The sequence below is a fragment of the Roseovarius sp. MBR-51 genome (assembly GCF_053628575.1).
The window spans coordinates 43,592-60,917 of the sequence record NZ_JBRJGQ010000003.1; the positions used below are offsets into that span (position 1 = coordinate 43,592).

At 62.7% G+C, this 17,326-nt stretch carries 20 protein-coding genes; 12 read left to right on the forward strand and 8 right to left on the reverse strand.

The features are described from left to right. Nucleotides 1-63: 63 nt before the first annotated feature. A complete protein-coding gene (sciP, locus tag ACSSVY_RS04720; RefSeq protein WP_454268277.1) occupies nt 64-336 on the reverse strand; it encodes a CtrA inhibitor SciP in 273 nt (90 codons plus the stop codon). Nucleotides 337-458: 122 nt separating this feature from the next. On the opposite strand from sciP, the gene mnmA reads away from it, so the two are divergent. Then, the gene (gene mnmA / locus ACSSVY_RS04725) at nt 459-1,610 is read left to right on the forward strand and encodes a tRNA 2-thiouridine(34) synthase MnmA (RefSeq protein WP_454268278.1); all 1,152 of its coding nucleotides are present in this window, start codon (nt 459-461) and stop codon (nt 1,608-1,610) included. Between the two features lie 28 nt (nt 1,611-1,638). Here the strand turns inward: mnmA and ychF are convergent, their stop codons facing one another. Continuing rightward, nucleotides 1,639-2,736: a redox-regulated ATPase YchF gene (ychF, locus tag ACSSVY_RS04730; protein WP_454268279.1), complete on the reverse strand. Its 1,098-nt coding sequence runs from the start codon at nt 2,734-2,736 to the stop codon at nt 1,639-1,641. A 126-nt stretch (nt 2,737-2,862) separates the two neighbouring features. On the opposite strand from ychF, the gene trpA reads away from it, so the two are divergent. From trpA to ACSSVY_RS04745, 3 genes are all read left to right on the forward strand, one after another. Then, nucleotides 2,863-3,654 carry a tryptophan synthase subunit alpha gene (gene trpA / locus ACSSVY_RS04735; RefSeq protein ID WP_454268280.1) on the forward strand — a complete coding sequence of 264 codons (792 nt, stop codon included), beginning with the start codon at nt 2,863-2,865 and terminating at the stop codon, nt 3,652-3,654. A 276-nt stretch (nt 3,655-3,930) separates the two neighbouring features. Continuing rightward, on the forward strand, nt 3,931-4,281 hold the full coding sequence (locus tag ACSSVY_RS04740; RefSeq protein ID WP_454268281.1) for a hypothetical protein: 351 nt from the start codon (nt 3,931-3,933) through the stop codon (nt 4,279-4,281). Then, nucleotides 4,199-5,551 carry a DNA-packaging protein gene (locus tag ACSSVY_RS04745; RefSeq protein WP_454268282.1) on the forward strand — a complete coding sequence of 451 codons (1,353 nt, stop codon included), beginning with the start codon at nt 4,199-4,201 and terminating at the stop codon, nt 5,549-5,551. The genes ACSSVY_RS04740 and ACSSVY_RS04745 overlap by 83 nt, the downstream gene beginning before the upstream one ends. 6 nt (nt 5,552-5,557) lie before the next feature. On the opposite strand, the gene ACSSVY_RS04750 is transcribed toward ACSSVY_RS04745, so the two are convergent. Beyond that, nucleotides 5,558-5,956: a DUF2177 family protein gene (locus ACSSVY_RS04750; protein ID WP_454268283.1), complete on the reverse strand. Its 399-nt coding sequence runs from the start codon at nt 5,954-5,956 to the stop codon at nt 5,558-5,560. A 120-nt stretch (nt 5,957-6,076) separates the two neighbouring features. On the opposite strand from ACSSVY_RS04750, the gene ACSSVY_RS04755 reads away from it, so the two are divergent. Beyond that, complete coding sequence (locus ACSSVY_RS04755) at nt 6,077-6,553, forward strand: REP-associated tyrosine transposase (protein WP_454268284.1); 477 nt, start codon at nt 6,077-6,079, stop codon at nt 6,551-6,553. Between the two features lie 179 nt (nt 6,554-6,732). Here the strand turns inward: ACSSVY_RS04755 and thyX are convergent, their stop codons facing one another. After that, nucleotides 6,733-7,647 (reverse strand): FAD-dependent thymidylate synthase, encoded by a 915-nt coding sequence (thyX, locus tag ACSSVY_RS04760; protein WP_454268285.1) that lies wholly within the window; start codon nt 7,645-7,647, stop codon nt 6,733-6,735. 485 nt (nt 7,648-8,132) lie between these two features. On the opposite strand from thyX, the gene ACSSVY_RS04765 reads away from it, so the two are divergent. Together ACSSVY_RS04765 and ACSSVY_RS04770 are read left to right on the forward strand one after the other, a co-directional pair. Then, a complete protein-coding gene (locus ACSSVY_RS04765) occupies nt 8,133-8,561 on the forward strand; it encodes a VOC family protein (protein ID WP_454268589.1) in 429 nt (142 codons plus the stop codon). Beyond that, the gene (locus ACSSVY_RS04770; protein ID WP_454268286.1) at nt 8,528-9,253 is read left to right on the forward strand and encodes a DUF1194 domain-containing protein; all 726 of its coding nucleotides are present in this window, start codon (nt 8,528-8,530) and stop codon (nt 9,251-9,253) included. The genes ACSSVY_RS04765 and ACSSVY_RS04770 overlap by 34 nt, the downstream gene beginning before the upstream one ends. Here the strand turns inward: ACSSVY_RS04770 and ACSSVY_RS04775 are convergent. The 3 genes from ACSSVY_RS04775 to ACSSVY_RS04785 form a co-directional block, all read right to left on the reverse strand. Then, nucleotides 9,247-9,747, reverse strand: coding sequence for a MarR family winged helix-turn-helix transcriptional regulator (locus ACSSVY_RS04775; protein WP_040651518.1), 501 nt, complete (start codon nt 9,745-9,747; stop codon nt 9,247-9,249). The genes ACSSVY_RS04770 and ACSSVY_RS04775 overlap by 7 nt on opposite strands. A gap of 90 nt (nt 9,748-9,837) precedes the next feature. Continuing rightward, nucleotides 9,838-10,134: an FAD assembly factor SdhE gene (locus ACSSVY_RS04780; protein WP_454268287.1), complete on the reverse strand. Its 297-nt coding sequence runs from the start codon at nt 10,132-10,134 to the stop codon at nt 9,838-9,840. Continuing rightward, complete coding sequence (locus ACSSVY_RS04785) at nt 10,127-10,528, reverse strand: helix-turn-helix domain-containing protein (protein ID WP_454268288.1); 402 nt, start codon at nt 10,526-10,528, stop codon at nt 10,127-10,129. The genes ACSSVY_RS04780 and ACSSVY_RS04785 overlap by 8 nt, the downstream gene beginning before the upstream one ends. A gap of 85 nt (nt 10,529-10,613) precedes the next feature. On the opposite strand from ACSSVY_RS04785, the gene ACSSVY_RS04790 reads away from it, so the two are divergent. After that, entirely contained in the window at nt 10,614-11,816 is a 1,203-nt protein-coding gene (locus ACSSVY_RS04790) for a pyridoxal phosphate-dependent aminotransferase (protein WP_454268289.1), read from the forward strand. A gap of 8 nt (nt 11,817-11,824) precedes the next feature. Then, on the forward strand, nt 11,825-12,229 hold the full coding sequence (locus ACSSVY_RS04795; RefSeq protein ID WP_454268290.1) for a hypothetical protein: 405 nt from the start codon (nt 11,825-11,827) through the stop codon (nt 12,227-12,229). Between the two features lie 238 nt (nt 12,230-12,467). Here the strand turns inward: ACSSVY_RS04795 and ACSSVY_RS04800 are convergent, their stop codons facing one another. Then, nucleotides 12,468-13,421, reverse strand: coding sequence for a radical SAM protein (locus ACSSVY_RS04800; RefSeq protein ID WP_454268291.1), 954 nt, complete (start codon nt 13,419-13,421; stop codon nt 12,468-12,470). 159 nt (nt 13,422-13,580) lie between these two features. Between ACSSVY_RS04800 and zwf the strand changes: the two genes are divergently transcribed. From zwf to pgi, 3 genes are read left to right on the forward strand one after another with little or no spacing between them, the layout of a single operon-like run. Next, complete coding sequence (gene zwf, locus ACSSVY_RS04805; RefSeq protein ID WP_454268292.1) at nt 13,581-15,035, forward strand: glucose-6-phosphate dehydrogenase; 1,455 nt, start codon at nt 13,581-13,583, stop codon at nt 15,033-15,035. Beyond that, the gene (gene pgl / locus ACSSVY_RS04810) at nt 15,032-15,703 is read left to right on the forward strand and encodes a 6-phosphogluconolactonase (protein WP_454268293.1); all 672 of its coding nucleotides are present in this window, start codon (nt 15,032-15,034) and stop codon (nt 15,701-15,703) included. Before zwf ends, pgl begins: the two co-directional genes overlap by 4 nt. 11 nt (nt 15,704-15,714) lie before the next feature. Further along, nucleotides 15,715-17,295 (forward strand): glucose-6-phosphate isomerase, encoded by a 1,581-nt coding sequence (gene pgi / locus ACSSVY_RS04815; RefSeq protein ID WP_454268294.1) that lies wholly within the window; start codon nt 15,715-15,717, stop codon nt 17,293-17,295. The last annotated feature ends 31 nt before the right edge of the window (nt 17,296-17,326 follow it).

Sequence of the window (17,326 nt, forward strand, 5' to 3'; positions counted from 1 at the left end):
CTGGTCAAAAATGGTTAACTACCCGTTACCAGTGTTATGACCTCCGCCGAACTCAACTTACGGTTACCGATAGACCTTGAGAGAGGTCACTTTGAGCGCGCCCTCCCCATGCCGCGCGACGGCAGCGATCCAGCAGTCAAACTCTTCGTCACTGAGCCCATAGGTCTCGAGTGCGTCGTGCCGCGCAATCAGCCCATAGGCGACCCCGCGCACCACGGCGAGCTTGCGCGAGGCGACCCATCGCCGTGTGTTCGGGGGCGGCAAATCCGCCCGGCTGAGAACGGTGCCATCGGGCAGGTTAACGGCCCTTGGCCCTTCGACTTTCTTGAGATACATCACGCTCACCCTTTGTCTTGATAGGGTGAGAATGCCCATCTCAGGCTTAATGGGGCGTGAAACCGGGTCTTGAGAGTGTTTAGGATTTTCCTATATTCTGAAAGACCCGAGCGGAGGCCACCATGGCACTGGATACAAACAAACCACTGAATTCGCTTGGATTTCCCAAGCCCCCAGCCGAGACCCGCGTGGTCGTGGCGATGTCAGGCGGCGTCGACAGCTCGGTTGTGGCGGCACATCTGGCCTCTGAGGGCTACGATGTGGTGGGCGTCACGCTGCAACTTTATGATCATGGGGCCGCTCTGGCCAAGAAAGGCGCCTGCTGTGCCGGGGTGGATATTCACGACGCACGTCGCGTGGCCGAACAGATGGGGTTTCCGCATTATGTGCTGGATTACGAGAACATCTTTCGCGATGCGGTGATCGACGAATTCGCCGACAGCTATCTGGCGGGGGCCACGCCCGTGCCGTGCATCCGCTGCAATGAGCGGGTCAAGTTCAAGGACCTCTTGGAAACCGCCCGCGATCTGGAGGCCGATTGCATGGCGACCGGACACTATATTCAGCGCAAATTGGGCGAACAGGGGCCGGAATTGCATTGCGCAAGCGATTCGGCGCGCGATCAGTCGTATTTCCTCTTTTCCACCACGCCCGAGCAACTCGACTATCTGCGGTTTCCGCTGGGACATCTGCCGTCCAAGGCGGCGACGCGGGAACTGGCCGCGCAATACGGGCTTCAGGTCGCGGACAAGCCCGACAGTCAGGACATCTGTTTCGTGCCCAACGGCAATTATGCCAGCGTGATCGAAAAACTGCGCCCCGGTGCCGCGGAACCGGGAGAGATCGTGCATGCCGATGGCCGGGTTCTGGGGACGCATGACGGGGTCATTCACTACACCATCGGTCAGCGCCGGGGCTTGGGCATCGGCGGGCTGGAAGAGCCGCTCTATGTCGTGCGTCTTGACGTGGACACGCGCCGGGTGATTGTCGGGCCCAAAGAGATGCTGTCGACCCGCACCGTGCCGCTGCGCGAAATCAACTGGCTGGGCGATGTGCCGATGACATCACAGGCGGAATGGCATGTCTCGGTCAAGGTGCGCTCAACCCGCCCGCCGCGCGAGGCTGTGTTGCGGCCCATTTCAGCGACCGAGGCGACGGTCGAATTGCTCACCCCCGAAGAAGGTGTGTCGCCCGGTCAGGCCTGCGTGTTCTATGAGACGGACGGCAGCCGCGTGCTGGGCGGTGGCTGGATCTGGCGGGGCGCATCTGCATGAGCCGCAGGCAGGGCGCGCCCTGCCCCGCTCAGGTGTTGAAGAGGAAGTGTAGAACGTCGCCGTCCTTGACGACGTAGCTCTTACCCTCAGAGCGCATTTTGCCCGCATCCTTGGCCTTTTGCTCGCCGCCCAAGCCCACGAAATCGTCATAGGCAATCGTCTCGGCGCGGATGAAACCGCGCTCAAAATCGCCGTGGATCACGCCTGCGGCCTTGGGCGCCGGGGTGCCTGCGGGAATGGTCCAGGCGCGGGCCTCTTTCGGGCCGACGGTGAAATAGGTTTCCAGATGCAAGAGGCCATAGCCTGCACGGATCAGCCGGTCGAGACCGGCCTCGTCGAGCCCCATTTCGGTGAGGAACATCTCGGCTTCCTCCGGCTCCAGCTTGGAGATTTCCTCCTCGATCTGGGCAGAGATCACGACCGAGGCCGCGCCCTGTTCGGCGGCCATCTTTGCCACCGCCTCGGAATGGGCATTGCCGGTGGCGGCATTCGCCTCATCGACATTGCAGACGTAGAGGATTGGCTTGGCGGTCAGCAGTTGCAACATTTTCCAGGCTTTAGCATCCTCGGCATCGACAGACACGGTGCGTGCGGGGCGACCCGCCTCAAGCGCGGCCTGCGCGAGACCAAGCAGCCGCTCGGCCTGCGCTGCGTCCTTGTCACCGCCCTTGAGCTTGCGTTGCAGCCCGGCGCGGCGTTTCTCGACCGACTCGAGATCGGCAAGCATCAGTTCGGTTTCAATCGTATCGGCATCGGCCACCGGATCGACGCGCCCCTCGACATGGGTCACATCGCCATCCTCAAAACAGCGCAGCACATGGGCGATGGCATCCGTCTCGCGGATATTCGCGAGAAACTGATTGCCCAACCCCTCGCCTTTGGACGCGCCTTTGACGAGGCCTGCGATATCGACAAAGGTCATCCGGGTTGGGATGATCTGTTTTGATCCGGCGATCTCGGCCAATTTGTCCAGCCGCGCATCGGGCACCGCCACTTCGCCAACATTCGGCTCGATGGTGCAAAAAGGGAAATTCGCGGCCTGTGCGGCAGCCGTGCGGGTGAGCGCGTTAAAGAGCGTGGATTTGCCCACATTGGGCAGCCCCACGATTCCCATTTTAAAGCCCATCTCAGACCCTCCATGCGGTGAATTGCGCGCATCTACGGGTTTGCGCGGGCCAAGGTCAAGCCGGGCATTGATTTCCCGCGCGCTTTGGGCCAAACCCGCACGGACCCATTCAGAGGACAGAGCCGCATGACACGCATCGACGCCAAATTCGCTGAGCTGAAGGCCGCCGGAAAGAAGGCCTTCGTTTCCTACATCATGGCTGGCGATCCGGATTACGATCACTCGCTCAAAGTGATGAAGGGCTTGCCGGAGGCGGGCGTCGATGTGATCGAACTGGGCGTGCCCTTTACCGATCCGATGGCGGATGGGCCGACAATCCAACTGGCGGGGCAACGGGCGCTGGCGGCGGGCATGACGCTGGAAAAGACGCTGGCGATGGCGACCGAGTTTCGCAAGGGCGATGACACCACGCCCATCGTGCTGATGGGCTATTACAACCCCATCTACAATCGCGGCGTGGAGAAGTTTCTGGTCGATGCCAAGGCCGCCGGGATCGACGGGCTGATCGTGGTCGATCTGCCGCCCGAAGAGGATGACGAGCTGTGCATTCCGGCGAGCAAGGCGGGCATGAACTTTATCCGCCTCGCCACCCCCACCACCGATGACAAGCGACTGCCCAAGGTTTTGGAGAACACATCCGGCTTTGTCTATTACGTCTCGATCACCGGCATCACCGGGGCTGCGGCGGCTGAGGCGGCGGATGTGGCCCCCGAAGTGGCACGGATCAAGGCGCAGACCGATCTGCCGGTGATCGTGGGCTTTGGCATCCGCACGCCCGAGACTGCGCAGACGATTGCCAGTGTGGCCGATGGCTGCGTTGTGGGCTCGGCTATAGTGGGCGAGATTGCCAAGGGCAAATCCGTGGAGGATGTCCTGACGTTCGTGCGTGGGCTGGCCGAAGGTGCGCATCGGGCCTGAACGCAGAGGTAACCGAGCGCCTCCGGCGGGGCTACTTGGGCCAACAAAAACCCGGTCGCGCGGCGGCACATAGTTAAGAAAAGGTAAATATACCGTAGGCTTAGCCGACGATCTCGAGGCGCGCGTGCTTGACTCGGCGCACGCTTTCATCTATAGGTTGTGACATGCTGGACGAATTGGGCAAGCGGCCCCGGGGGAAACCCCGGCGGCCGTTTTTTCGTGTCGGCAGGATGGAGGGGGTTTCCGAAACACACCAATCATGAGGCAAGAGCACGCATGGTTTTGATCACCCCCGATGTGGGGCCCACGGGCCTGACGACCTCGATCGATGCGCTGGAGCGCCAATTGGCGGATATGCGCGAAGACCTCGCAGAGATCTATCTGCGGATCAGGGCCGGAGACCTGGATGAGTTGAAAAATGCGACCAAGGCCACTGCCGAAATCCGGCAATGGCTGAAAATCGCCATAGAAGCGGAGGCACAACTTGAAAAACGCAGACGAGAAGACCGTGGCATTGTCCACGGATACGCGCTCGATTTCGACGATGCCCGGCATCAGATCGGGTGCCGACTGGATCGCCTCAAGAGGGCCAGCTGTGAGGGACGACTTCCTCGATGCGCTGAGTGACGGGGAGCGGATGGCCCTGCCCTATCTGTTCGAGTTCTGGGCATTGGAGCATCAGCTGCCGCCCGAGGGCGACTGGCGGACCTGGGTGATCATGGGCGGGCGCGGCGCGGGCAAGACCCGCGCCGGGGCCGAATGGGTGCGCGCGCAGGTCGAGGGACCGCGCCCCTTGGACGAGGGGCAGTGCAAGCGGATCGCGTTGGTGGGCGAGACGATTGATCAAGTGCGCGAGGTGATGGTGTTTGGCGAGAGCGGCATCATGGCCTGTTCGCCGCCCGACCGCCGCCCGGAATGGCAAGCCACGCGCAAGCGGCTGATCTGGCCCAATGGGGCGGTGGCGCAGGCGTTTTCGGCGCATGACCCCGAGGCGCTGCGCGGGCCGCAATTCGATGGCGCCTGGGTGGATGAGCTGGCCAAGTGGAAACGGGCGCGCGAAACCTGGGACATGCTGCAATTCGGGCTGCGTCTGGGGGAGGCGCCACGCGTCTGCGTGACCACAACTCCGCGCAATGTGGGCGTCTTGAAGGACATCGTGGCGGTGCCCTCGACGGTGGTCACGAGCGCCCCCACCGAGGCGAACCGCGCCTATTTGGCCGAGAGCTTCCTTGACGAGGTGCGGGCGCGCTATGCGGGCACGCGGCTGGGTCGGCAGGAACTGGATGGGCTCTTGATCGACGAGGCCGAAGATGCGCTCTGGACGCCTGCGATGCTGGAGGCCGCACGCGTGGACAGCCTGCCGGAGTTCGACCGGGTGGTGGTGGCGGTCGATCCGCCGGTGACGGGCCATGCCGGGTCGGATGAGTGCGGCATCATCGTGGCGGGGGCGATCACGCGCGGGCCGGTGCAGGATTGGCGGGTCTGGGTGCTGGCGGATGCCAGTGTCAGCGCCGCGAGCCCGGCGCGTTGGGCGCGCGCCGCGATCCGCGCGCGCGAGCTCTGGGGGGCAGAGCGGGTGGTGGCCGAGGTCAACCAGGGCGGCGATCTGGTGGAACAGGTGATCCGGCAGGTCGATCCGCTGGTGCCGCTGCGCAAGGTCCATGCCAGCCGGGGCAAGCTGGCGCGGGCCGAGCCGGTGGCCGCACTCTATGAACAGGGCCGGGTGTATCACGCGCGGGGTCTTGGTGCGCTGGAGGATCAGATGTGCGCCATGACCGCGCGCGGCTACGAGGGGCGCGGCAGCCCCGACCGCGTCGATGCGCTGGTCTGGGCGATCACCGATCTGATCGTGGAACCGGCGTCGAAATGGGTCCGACCCAGCATAAGGGGGGTGTGAGCGGGGCTAGCCCCAAGCGCGCGCGACCATCACACCCACCCAAGCAGAGACGCCGGTCAGAACCGTTCCCCATGTCACATCGACCGCGACCATCTGCCAGTGCCAGTCGCGCAAGGTCGCGTAATTGGTGAACTCATAGGTGCCGTAGGCCATCGCACCCAAGGCTGCCCCGGCGAGGAGCGCGTTCATCGGCGCGCCCTCGCGCAGGGCGGGGAGCGAGACGAACCACAGCACGCCGCCGACATAGGCCAGATAAAAGAGCGCGGCGGGCGCAAGGCGCAGCTCCTTGGCCAGCATATCGCCGATATGGCTTGCGAAAAGCGGGCGCATCACGGTCTTGAGCATGATCGCATCAAGCCCGAGAAAGACGGCGGCGGTGACAAGGTAGAGGATGAGGGTTTGCATAGGCCTGCCGAGTTTGGGATGTCGTGTGGGATACGCACGCCATCGGGGATTGGATGGATTTGGGGTGCGGTGCGCTACAACGGAAATGATTTTTTAACACTGTCATGGTGTTATTTGCCCATGTCCAATTACCTGCGCCCTCACGCCGCCGGGGCCTGCGTTTTCTTTACCGTGGTGCTGGCGAACCGGCGATCAGACCTGCTGACGCGCGAAATCGCGGCGTTGCGAACGGCTGTGCGGCGCACCAAGGCAGAGCGGCCCTTTGCGATCGAGGCCTGGGTTGTGCTGCCCGATCATATGCATTGCGTCTGGACCCTGCCAGAGGGCGACCACGATTTCTCGACCCGGTGGAGCGTGATCAAGGCGCGGTTCTCTCGCGCCCTGCCGCATACACCACGCCGCACCAGCCACGAGGCCCGGCGAGAGCATGGGCTGTGGCAGCGGCGGTTTTGGGAGCATCACATGCGCAGCGAGGCGGACAAGCGCGCGGCGATCCGGTATTGCTGGATCAACCCGGTGAAACACGGGTTGGTGGACCGACCAGAGGACTGGGCCTATTCGTCAATCCACCGCGACAGCCCTGTCGATTGGCCGTAGCGTGCGCATTCATGGCGCATCCCGCCCGTTGGCCGTAGGGTGCGCATTTATGGCGCACCGATGGGACGACGGCGATCATCTGTTTCGGTTGGGACAACAGGGACCGGCGCGCTTGTTTTGTTTGGGGGATTGGTGCGCCATGAATGCGCACCCTACTCCACTGGAGCGTTTTGCCCCCGCTATGCAGGGTCGTTCAAAACCCCCTCAAACTCCCGCCACTCCCCCTTGCTCATGCCGGAGGTTTCCTGCGTGACCGTCTCGCCTTTCAGCATCCGGCGCACGCAATCGAGCGCGGTGGCGGACAGGTTGGCACCTCCCATGCGGTAATCCTCGAAGGCCTTGTAGGCATAGGGCACCCAATCGGCCACGAGGCGGCAGATTTCGTCGGCGTAGACGCGGATTTCGTATTGGGCGTGGGCGTCGGCGCGCAGGCGCAGGAAATGCAGCAGGTTGTGCAGATCGACCTTCCAATACCATTGCGTATAGATATTGGCGGGCAGGTTCATGCGGGCGAGTTCACGGGCGAGACCCTGTTGGCCATCCTGTGAAATCATATCCTCATAGTGGTCATAGCAGCGCATCGCGTCCTCGGTCAGCAGGCGCAACACGCGCTGCGCCTCTTCGCCCTCAAGCGCCACGCCGCGCCCCTGATTGTTGGTGGTCGATTGCGCGTTGAGCGCGTCGGGCGCGGGAATATAGAACTCGCGGTCGAGGATCGAATAGCGGGCGGAATATTCGTTGACGTTGGCGGTGCGGTGGCGGATCCACTGGCGCGCGACAAAGACCGGCAGCTTCACATGCAGCTTGATCTCGCACATCTCGAACGGGGTCGAATGCCAGTGCCGCATGAGGTAGCGAATGAGCCCCTCGTCATTCTGCACATGTTTGGTGCCGGCCCCGTAGCTGACGCGCGCGGCCTGCACGATGGCGGCATCGTCGCCCATATAGTCGATGACCCGGACAAAGCCGTGATCGAGCACCGGATGGGCGGTGTAGAGGTGCTGTTCCATCCCCGGCGCAGTGGCGCGCAGGGTGGTTTGGGTCTGGCCGCGCTGGGCGTCGATTTCGGCCTGTTGGTCGGGGCTGAGGGGCATGGCGGGGCCTTTCTTCACAAGAACGAGTCGGAGATCACTATATCTTGGGGATAGCCCCTCTGGAAAGCCAATATCGAGTGGCTGCCGATGGGCAACACGGCGTCAACTTCTGCAATCCGAGGCTGAATCGCTGAATAACTTTTGAATGCAATGGGCTGAGGCTGCATTCAATCCAAAGAATAAACATGAAAGACTGTGGCAGGCCTGAGGGACGCTGCCCTTTTGCGCGGCTGCGGGGCAGATCATCCAACCCGTTTGAGCAAGACCAAACGACGGCGGGACGACCGGCGGAACCTTGGGGGAGCGGGCGACAGTGTGGACGCGGTGCCGTGTGCCGCAAATCCGACGCGCACCGCCGCGTTGAACCGACCCGGCGAACCGGTCAGAATTCTCAGGCCTGTCACCGGGGAGATGCGAAGATATTGCCCTCGACACTGGCGCGCGGGCCACTATCCTCCGGAGCATTGCAATCACGGAGGATGACCATGCGCATCAAATACCTGCACACGATGGTTCGGGTCAAAGACCTTGAGGCGACACAGCGGTTCTTTGGCCTATTGGGACTCAAGGAAACCCGCCGCTGGGACAATGAGGGCGGGCGTTTCACGCTGGTGTTCATGGCCCCCGAGGGACAAGAGGACTGCCCGGTCGAGCTTACCTACAATTGGGATGGCGATGAGGGGCTGCCCTCGGATAGCCGACATTTCGGCCATCTCGCCTATGCGACCAGCAATATCTACGACCTGTGCCAGCATCTGATGGACAATGGCGTGACCATCAACCGCCCGCCGCGCGATGGCCGCATGGCCTTTGTGCGCAGCCCCGACAATATCTCGGTGGAGCTCTTGCAAGAGGGCGACGCGCTGGCCCCGGCAGAGCCATGGACCAGCATGGAGAATATCGGCCATTGGTGAAGTTGGCCGCAGCGGTCTTGTTCGCTCTAATGGCGGCTCCGGCGCAGGGGGCCTGTCGCCTTGCGCTGGTGCTCGCCCTCGATGTGTCTTCGTCGGTGGATGAGGCGGAATATGCCTTGCAACGGATAGGACTTGCCTCGGCGTTGGATGCGCCGGACATTCGCGCGGCAATCCTGGGCGGGGCCACAGGCGATGTCGCTCTGGCGGTCTACGAGTGGAGCGGGCGGTTTCAGGAAAAGCTGCATCTCGACTGGACGCTGCTACGCTCTGATGCGGATATCACGCAGGTCGTGGCGGGTCTGGCGGGGATGGAACGGTCAACCTCGGATTATCCAACGGCGCTTGGCTCGGCCTTGGGGTATGGCGCGCATCTATTGGCACGCGCGCCCGCCTGTGACCGGCAGGTGATTGATGTCTCGGGCGATGGGATCAACAATCAGGGCTTTGCCCCGACCCTGGCCTACAAGCATTTTCCCTTTGAGGGGATTACCGTCAATGGATTGGTGATTCTCGGGCATGATCCGCAAGTGATGGCCTATTACCGCCGCGAAGTCCTGCGCGGTCCGGGTGCGTTTCTGGAACTGGCGCAGGGGTTTGAGGATTTCGAAGTGGCCATGTCACGCAAGCTCTACCGCGAGATCAACGATATCATGCTGGGGGCGCTTCCCCTGCCCCGCACGCGGCATCAATAGATATAGCGGATCTGATCGGCCCAGTAGCGCTCGACCCGGCGCAGCGACGCGGTGATCTGGTCGATCCCGTCAGGGCCGAGCACGCCGCGCCCCTCCAACCCCTCGGCATGGCGAGCAAAGAGGTCTGCCACCACATCGCGGACGCTGCGCCCCTTCTCCGTGAGGCGCACCCGGACAGACCGGCGATCCACCTCGCAGCGTTGGTGATGCATATAGCCCATATCCACCAGTTTCTTGAGATTGTAGCTCACATTGCTGCCCTGATAATAACCGCGCGTCTTCAGCTCGCCGGCCGTTACCTCATGGTCACCGATGTTGAAGAGCAACAGGGCCTGAACCGCGTTGATCTCAAGCACTCCGACACGCTCGAACTCGTCCTTGATCACATCCAAGAGCAATCTGTGCAGGCGTTCCACCAACGACAGGGCATCCAGGTAGCTGCTGATAAAGGCGCTGTGAACGGCTCCTGTGGTCAGGGGGCTGAGATAGCTCATGTCGGTCTCCGTGCGATACTGCTCGCCGGAGACCATCCGATGTAAACCCGAACATTCGGTAAACCGGGTTCGGTTCCTCTAAAATGCGACCTATTTTGGCGCACTCGCCTGCGTCGCGATATCCGCGACCAAGGGCGCAAAGCGCGCGGGCGGCGGGGTTTGACCCGTCACCCATTGATAGAGATCCTGATCGTTCTCGCACAAGAGCGCGTCGAACCCGTCGAGCGCACTGTCTTCCATCGCCTCGAGCCGCGCCTCGGCATAGCGGCTCAGGATGATGTCCATTTCCTTGATCCCGCGGCGCATGGCGCGCATGTGCAGGCGTTTCAGACGGTGGGCGCGGGGTTCGCCCACCGCACCCGGTGCCTCAACTGGGGTCTCACTCACCGGCTTCTTCCCGCAGCTTGGCGCGCAGGGTCTTTTCCAGACGCCCCAAACGGTCGGTTGATCGGGTCATCTGTGCGCGGATGTCGCGAATTTCGGTCAGCATTTCCATCACATCGCTGGACAACTCTCCCATCTCGGGGCCTCCGGGGCCTTCGCCCTCACCCGAGAGCAACCAGAGAAGCGAGACATTCAGCATGCCCGCCATCATCGAGAGCTTGTTGGCACGCGGCTCTGAAAGATCATTTTCCCAAGCTTTGAGCGTCTTGAGCTTGACGCCCAAGCGCTTTGCCAGATCCGTCTGAGACATGCCTGAGCGCTCGCGCGCGCCGGTCACACGGTCGCCAAAGGTGGTCGAGTCGGGGTCAAACCAGCTGTCGGTGCTATCTGCGGTCATTGTCTTCCTTTCCAGTGATCGTGCTTGATCAAGCTCTGAGCGCACCCTAAGACATTCCCGGAGTGAATTCAAACCGGAGCCGGCCATGTCCCGTCTGTCTGCGACATTGTCGCGCGTCAAACCCTCGCCCACCATCGCCGTGACCACCAAGGCGCAGGAACTCAAGGCCGCCGGGCGCGACGTGATCGGCCTCGGGGCCGGAGAGCCGGATTTCGCCACGCCCGCGCATATCCGCGCCGCAGGTATCCGCGCCATCGAAGAGGGCAAGACCAAATACACCGCCGTTGACGGCATTCCCGAGTTGAAGGCGGCGATTTGTGCCAAGTTCAAGCGCGACAACGGGCTCGACTATACCCCGGCACAGGTCAGCGTCGCTTCGGGCGGCAAGCAGATCCTTTATAATGCCCTCATGGCCACGTTGAACCCCGGCGATGAGGTGCTGATCCCCGCGCCCTATTGGGTGAGCTACCCCGACATGGTGCTGCTTGCGGGGGGCGAGCCGGTGATTGCGCCTGCGGGCATCGAGACCGGGTTCAAACTGACGCCAGAGGCACTCGAGGCCGCGATTACACCGAAAACCCGCTGGTTTATCTTCAATTCGCCCTCCAACCCCACCGGGGCAGGCTATACATGGGACGAACTGAAGGGGCTGACGGATGTGCTCCTGCGACATCCCCATGTCTGGATCATGACCGACGACATGTATGAGCATCTGGCCTATGACGGGTTTGAATTCTGCACCCCCGCGCAGGTGGAACCGGCGCTCTATGACCGCACCCTGACCTGCAATGGGGTGTCCAAGGCCTATTGCATGACTGGCTGGCGGATCGGCTATGCGGCGGGTCCGCAAGACCTCATTGCCGCGATGCGCAAGATCCAGTCGCAGAGCACGTCGAACCCCTGCACGATCAGCCAATGGGCGGCGGTCGAGGCGCTGAACGGCAGCCATGATTTCATCGCCGAGAACAACGCCGTCTTTGCCCGCCGTCGCGATCTGGTGGTGGCGATGCTCAATGAGATAGAGGGCATGGAATGCCCCACGCCCAATGGCGCATTCTATGTCTACCCATCGATTGCCGGGCTGATCGGCAAGACCAGCGCAGGCGGCGCGGTGATCGCCGATGACGAGGCCTTTGCTACGGCACTTTTGGAAGAAACCGGCGTGGCGGTGGTGTTCGGCGCGGCCTTTGGCCTATCCCCGAATTTCCGGATCAGCTATGCAACCTCTGATGACGCGCTCAAAGAGGCCTGCACGCGGATTCAGACGTTCTGCAAAGGGCTGAGCTAGGGGGACGGATGGCGGGTGATCTGCCGGATTATTATTTCAGGGTCCGTGAAAACGGGGCCTTCGTGTTCCGGGTCGATACCGAGAACCGGCAGCGCCGGATCGAGATGGAACAGATCGCCACCGTCAATATACGCAAATCCGAAATCAAGCCGCATGGCGAACGCGCCCTGACCGACGCCGACAGTGCCGCCATCACCGCATGGATGGAAGAGCGGCTCAAACTGGTCGAATACCGCGACATCGACGATATCCTGCGCGCGGTGGATTATCTCAATACCACAACGCATTGGGTCCAGTCCAAGGCGACCGATGCGCAACTCGAACAGGTAACGGATGCGCTTCTCTTGGCGATGCACGACCTGCGCACGGTACTGGTGCGCAAAAAGGCGGATCGGCTGCTCAAGGACGAGTGAGGTGGCGGGGGCACCGCGCCACGAATTGCCGCTTCCCGCGCGGAATCAAGGTGCCGCAGGCACCGCCGCGCAGCGCCCGACCGCCCCCTCGGGCGGGCGCTTTTGCAACGTTTCATGTGATTGAAAACGCGGAAGGTGTGGCTGGCATAAAGTGCCCATCACTTGTGTTGCAACGCCCACCCGGCGGTCGGGCACCGCGCGGCTCAGCGCTTGCCAGCTCAAGCACACTGCGCCCCCCTTACCGTGAACAACTCGCCCCGCCCAGCACGCAGAACTTGGCGCAATGGGGATGGTTCAACGCCACGTCGCGCTCGGCCTCGGCCAGCGTTTCGCCCAATTCGAACTCGGGCGCATAGGGCAGCAGCGTGCAGGCGACAACCGCGGGTCGCGCCGCCCCCTTGCGTTTCACCACCATGCGCGACGAGGCGCACATGATGTCCTCGGGCCGCTTGCCCAGAATATCCCAACAGGCCGTCGTGATCTCGGGCACTTCGGCCCCCTCGTCCATCTCGGGGAATAGCACGGTTGCGGCCGGATCATGCGCATCAATCTCAAACCGATGCTCCGCATAAAACGCCGCATAGCCGGCGCGCGATTGCGCCTCGCTCTCGCCCCAGACGGTGCGTCCAGCCACGGTCATGTGAACCCCATGATCCCGCAACCAGCACATGCCCTCCAGCGTCTTGGCAAAGGCCCCCGCCCCCCGCTCTTCGTCATGCAGCGCCTCAGACCAGTGATCGACCGAAATCCGCAAGGTCAGCTTTTCACCCCACACCTTCACCAGATCAAGCAACCCCGCACGCATCGTCTTGCGCATCATCGGGCGCATGGCATTGGTCAGGATCAGCACCTCAAACCCCGCCTCAAGCGCCGCCCGCGCCATGCCGATCATTTCGGGGTTCATGAAGGGCTCGCCGCCGGTAAAGGCGATCTCGCGCAGCGGCCAGCCCCGGTCGCGCACCTGATCCAGATAGTCGCGCACCTCTGATTCGCTGATATAGACCAGCGCATCATTGCTGGGCGAGCTGAGGATATAGCAATTGCGGCATTCGATATTGCAGAGCGTGCCGGTGTTGAACCACAGCGTTTCGGGGTGGCTGAGCGGCACAGAGGCGCGCGCCTCGCCCTTGGCGGTGCGCTCCGGGTCCTGAAACTTGCCCTGATTCGCAGGGACGGTGACGTTATCTTTCATAGGGCGATCCACACTCTGTTTGTCTTTTCTCACCTATCGCCCGAGGTCTGGCAAGGGAAGCATTCTGACGCCATTGTGAAGACGCCCCAACATGTTAGAGTTGCCACGACATGCGGCGCGCCCGAAAAACGGGCTGACGACGAGCAAAGGAGATGGGGCATGGCCTCTCGGGTGATCCCGGTCGATCCGTTTGATCTGGTGATTTTTGGCGGCACCGGTGATCTGGCGCGGCGCAAGATATTGCCGGCGCTCTTTCGCCGCTTTGTTGCGGGTCAGATCGAAGGCGATGTGCGCCTGATCGGCGCGGCGCGCGGCGAGATGGACACCAAAGCCTATCGCGCCATGGTACGTGAGGCGATTGTCGAGTTCGGCGGCGAGGAATCGGCCCGCAAAAAGGACCTGACGGCCTTTCTCGACATGCTGGATTATGTCACGCTCGATGCCCGTGGCACGGATGGCTGGGAGGATCTGGCCGCGCTCATGCGTCCCGAGCGCATTCGGGCGTTCTATTTCTCGGTGGCGCCGTCGCTCTTTGGCGATCTGGCCAAGCGGCTGCACAAACATGGCATGGCGGATGAACAAAGCCGGATCGTGGTGGAAAAGCCCTTTGGCCGCGATCTGGAAACGGCGCGTGACCTCAACCGGGTCTTGGCGCGGCATTTCACCGAAGGCCAGATTTACCGGATCGACCATTATCTCGGCAAGGAAACCGTGCAGAACCTGATGGCGATCCGCTTTGGCAACGTTTTGTTCGAACCGCTCTGGAACAGCCAATATGTCGATCATATCCAGATCACCGTGGCGGAATCCGTGGGCGTGGGCGGGCGTGGCGATTATTATGACAAATCCGGTGCGATGCGCGACATGGTGCAGAACCACATGATGCAGCTCTTGTGCCTCATCGCGATGGAGCCGCCCGCCAAATTCGAACCCGACGCCGTGCGCGACGAGAAACTCAAGGTCATCCGCGCCCTTGATCCGGTGGCGCGCAAGAATGTGGTGCGCGGGCAATATGAGGGCGATGGCACACAACCCGGCTATCGCAATCAGGTGGGCAACCGCGACAGCACGACCGAAAGTTTCGTGGCATTGAAGGCGCATATCAGCAATTGGCGGTGGGCGGGCACGCCGTTCTACCTGCGCACGGGCAAGCGCCTGCGCGACCGCGCCAGCGAAATCGCGGTGGTGTTCAAGGATGCGCCGCATTCGATCTTTGGCGCGGATGCCGGGCGGCACCGCAATATCCTCACGATCCGCCTGCAACCCAATGAGGGAATCGAATTAGGGGTGACGATCAAGGAACCGGGACCGGGGGGCATGCGTTTGATCGACGTGCCGCTCGACATGACCTTTGCCGAGGCGTTGGGACCGGAAGAGGCGGATTTCCCCGATGCCTATGAGCGGCTGATCATGGATGTGATACGCGGCAATCAGACCCTCTTCATGCGCGGGGACGAGGTCGAGGCGGCTTGGGCCTGGACCGATCCGATCATCGCGGAATGGGAGGAAGACACAAGCGATCCCCTGCCCTATGCAACGGGATCCTCAGGGCCAGACGACGCGTTGATGCTGATGCATCGGGACGGGCGACGCTGGCGGGAGATACGACCATGAGCTTTGTCGAATATGCCGATGACGAGATGCTGGCGATGGGGCTGGTTGGTATTCTGGCGGGTGATCTGCGCAAGGCGTTGCGCAATCAGGACCGGGTTCTGTTCGTCGTGCCGGGAGGGACCACGCCGGGGCCGATATTTGACGGGCTCTGCGCGGTCGATCTGGACTGGGACCGGGTCGATATCCTGCTGAGCGATGAACGCTGGCGGCCCGAGGTGCATGTCCGCTCCAATACACGGTTGATCCGCGAACACTTGCTCAAGGACCGGGCGGCGGCGGCCCGGTATCTGCCGCTCTATGCCAAGGCCGAAGAGCCGGAAACGGTGCTGGCGGAACTGGAGGCCAATATCGCGCCCGCCCTGCCGATTGATGTCTGCCTCTTGGGTATGGGGGCGGATATGCACACCGCCTCGCTCTTTCCCGGTGCCGACCGGCTGGAAGAGGCGCTGGAGCGCAACGCGCCCATTCTTGTGCCAATGCGCGCACCGGGTCTGGATGAGGCGCGCGTCACCCTCTCGGCGCGGGTGTTGGATGGCGCGCTCAGCAAGCACGTCGTGATCACCGGCGCACAGAAACGCGCGGCCTTTGAGCGCGCGCAGCACATGCGCCCTCTTGAGGCACCGATTGCCGCCGTGCTAGCGGGAGCAACAATCCATTGGAGCCCGTGAAAGGACAGAGGATGTGGTCTGAGGTCGAGCGCTTCGCGCAGGCAGCGCGGGAATGTGACATTGTCGGATTGTTTGACGAGCCAAACCGCGCCGGGGGGTTTTCGACCCGGTTCGACGGCATGCTGCTGGATTACTCCAAGACCACCCTGACCGCCCCTGCCCGCAGCGCTCTGACCGGTCTTGCAGAGGCCTCCGGCGTTGCCGCCCGCCGCGCCGCGATGTTCGCAGGCGACGCCATCAACGAGACCGAGGGACGGCCCGTGCTGCACAGTGCGCTGCGCAATCTTTCGGGCGGAGCGGTGATGGTCGAGGGCGCGGACATTATGCCGGAAATCACCGCCACGCGAACGCGCATGGCGGAGTTTGCCACTCACATCCGGCAGGGATCGGTCACCGATGTCGTCAACATCGGCATCGGCGGCTCGCATCTGGGCCCCGAGATGGCCGTGCGCGCGCTGCGTCCCTATCACGACGGCCCGCGCTGTCATTTCGTCTCGAACGTGGACGGGGCCGACATTTCGGACACGCTGGCCGGGCTGAACCCGGCTACGACCCTTGTGATCGTCGCGTCCAAGACCTTTACCACCATCGAGACCATGACCAATGCCGCCACGGCACAGGCTTGGATGACCCGCGCCGGGGTAAATCCGGGGCCGCAATTCGCCGCTGTCTCCTCTGCCGCCGCCAAAGCCGCAGAATGGGGCATCGACGCAGGCGCTGTCTTTGGCTTTGGCGATTACATCGGCGGGCGCTATTCGGTCTGGGGGCCGATCGGTCTGTCGTTGATGATCGCCATCGGACCGGAGCGGTTCCACGAGTTCCTCGCGGGGGCCGAAGCGATGGACCACCATTTTCAAGACGCCGCACCGCTGGAGAATATGCCGATGATGCTGGCGCTCATCGGTCTCTGGCACCATCAGGGGATGGGCTATGGCACCCGCGCGGTCCTGCCCTACGATCAGCGTCTGGCCCGCCTGCCCGCCTATCTGCAACAGTTGGAGATGGAGAGCAACGGCAAGCGCGTGAGCATGTCCGGTGACCGGCTGGAGCGTCCGTCCGGCCCCGTGGTCTGGGGCGAACCGGGGACCAACGGCCAACACGCCTTTTACCAACTGATCCATCAGGGCACCGCCGTGATCCCGTGCGAATTCCTCGTGGCGGCAACCGGGCATGAGCCAGAGCTTGCGCATCATCACCGCCTGCTGGTGGCCAATTGCCTCGCGCAATCCAAGGCGCTGTTGCGCGGCCGCTCGCTGGAGGAGGCGCGCGCGCTGATGCGCGACGCAGGCTACACCGGCGCAGAGCTTGAGCGGCAGGCCGCTCACCGGGTCTTTCCCGGCAACCGTCCGTCGACCACGCTGATCTACGACCGTCTGACCCCGCGCCGTCTGGGCCAGATCATCGCCCTCTATGAACATCGCGTATTCGTCGAAGGCGTGATCCTCGGGATCAACTCCTTTGATCAATGGGGGGTGGAACTGGGCAAGGTGCTGGCGGTCGATGTCGATGCCATGCTGACCGGCGACACCACCCTCACGCGCGACGGATCGACCGCAGCCCTCGTGGCCTACGCCCGCGCCGCAGGGGTCTGACCCAAGGCAAGAGAGCAGACCCGCATTTCTC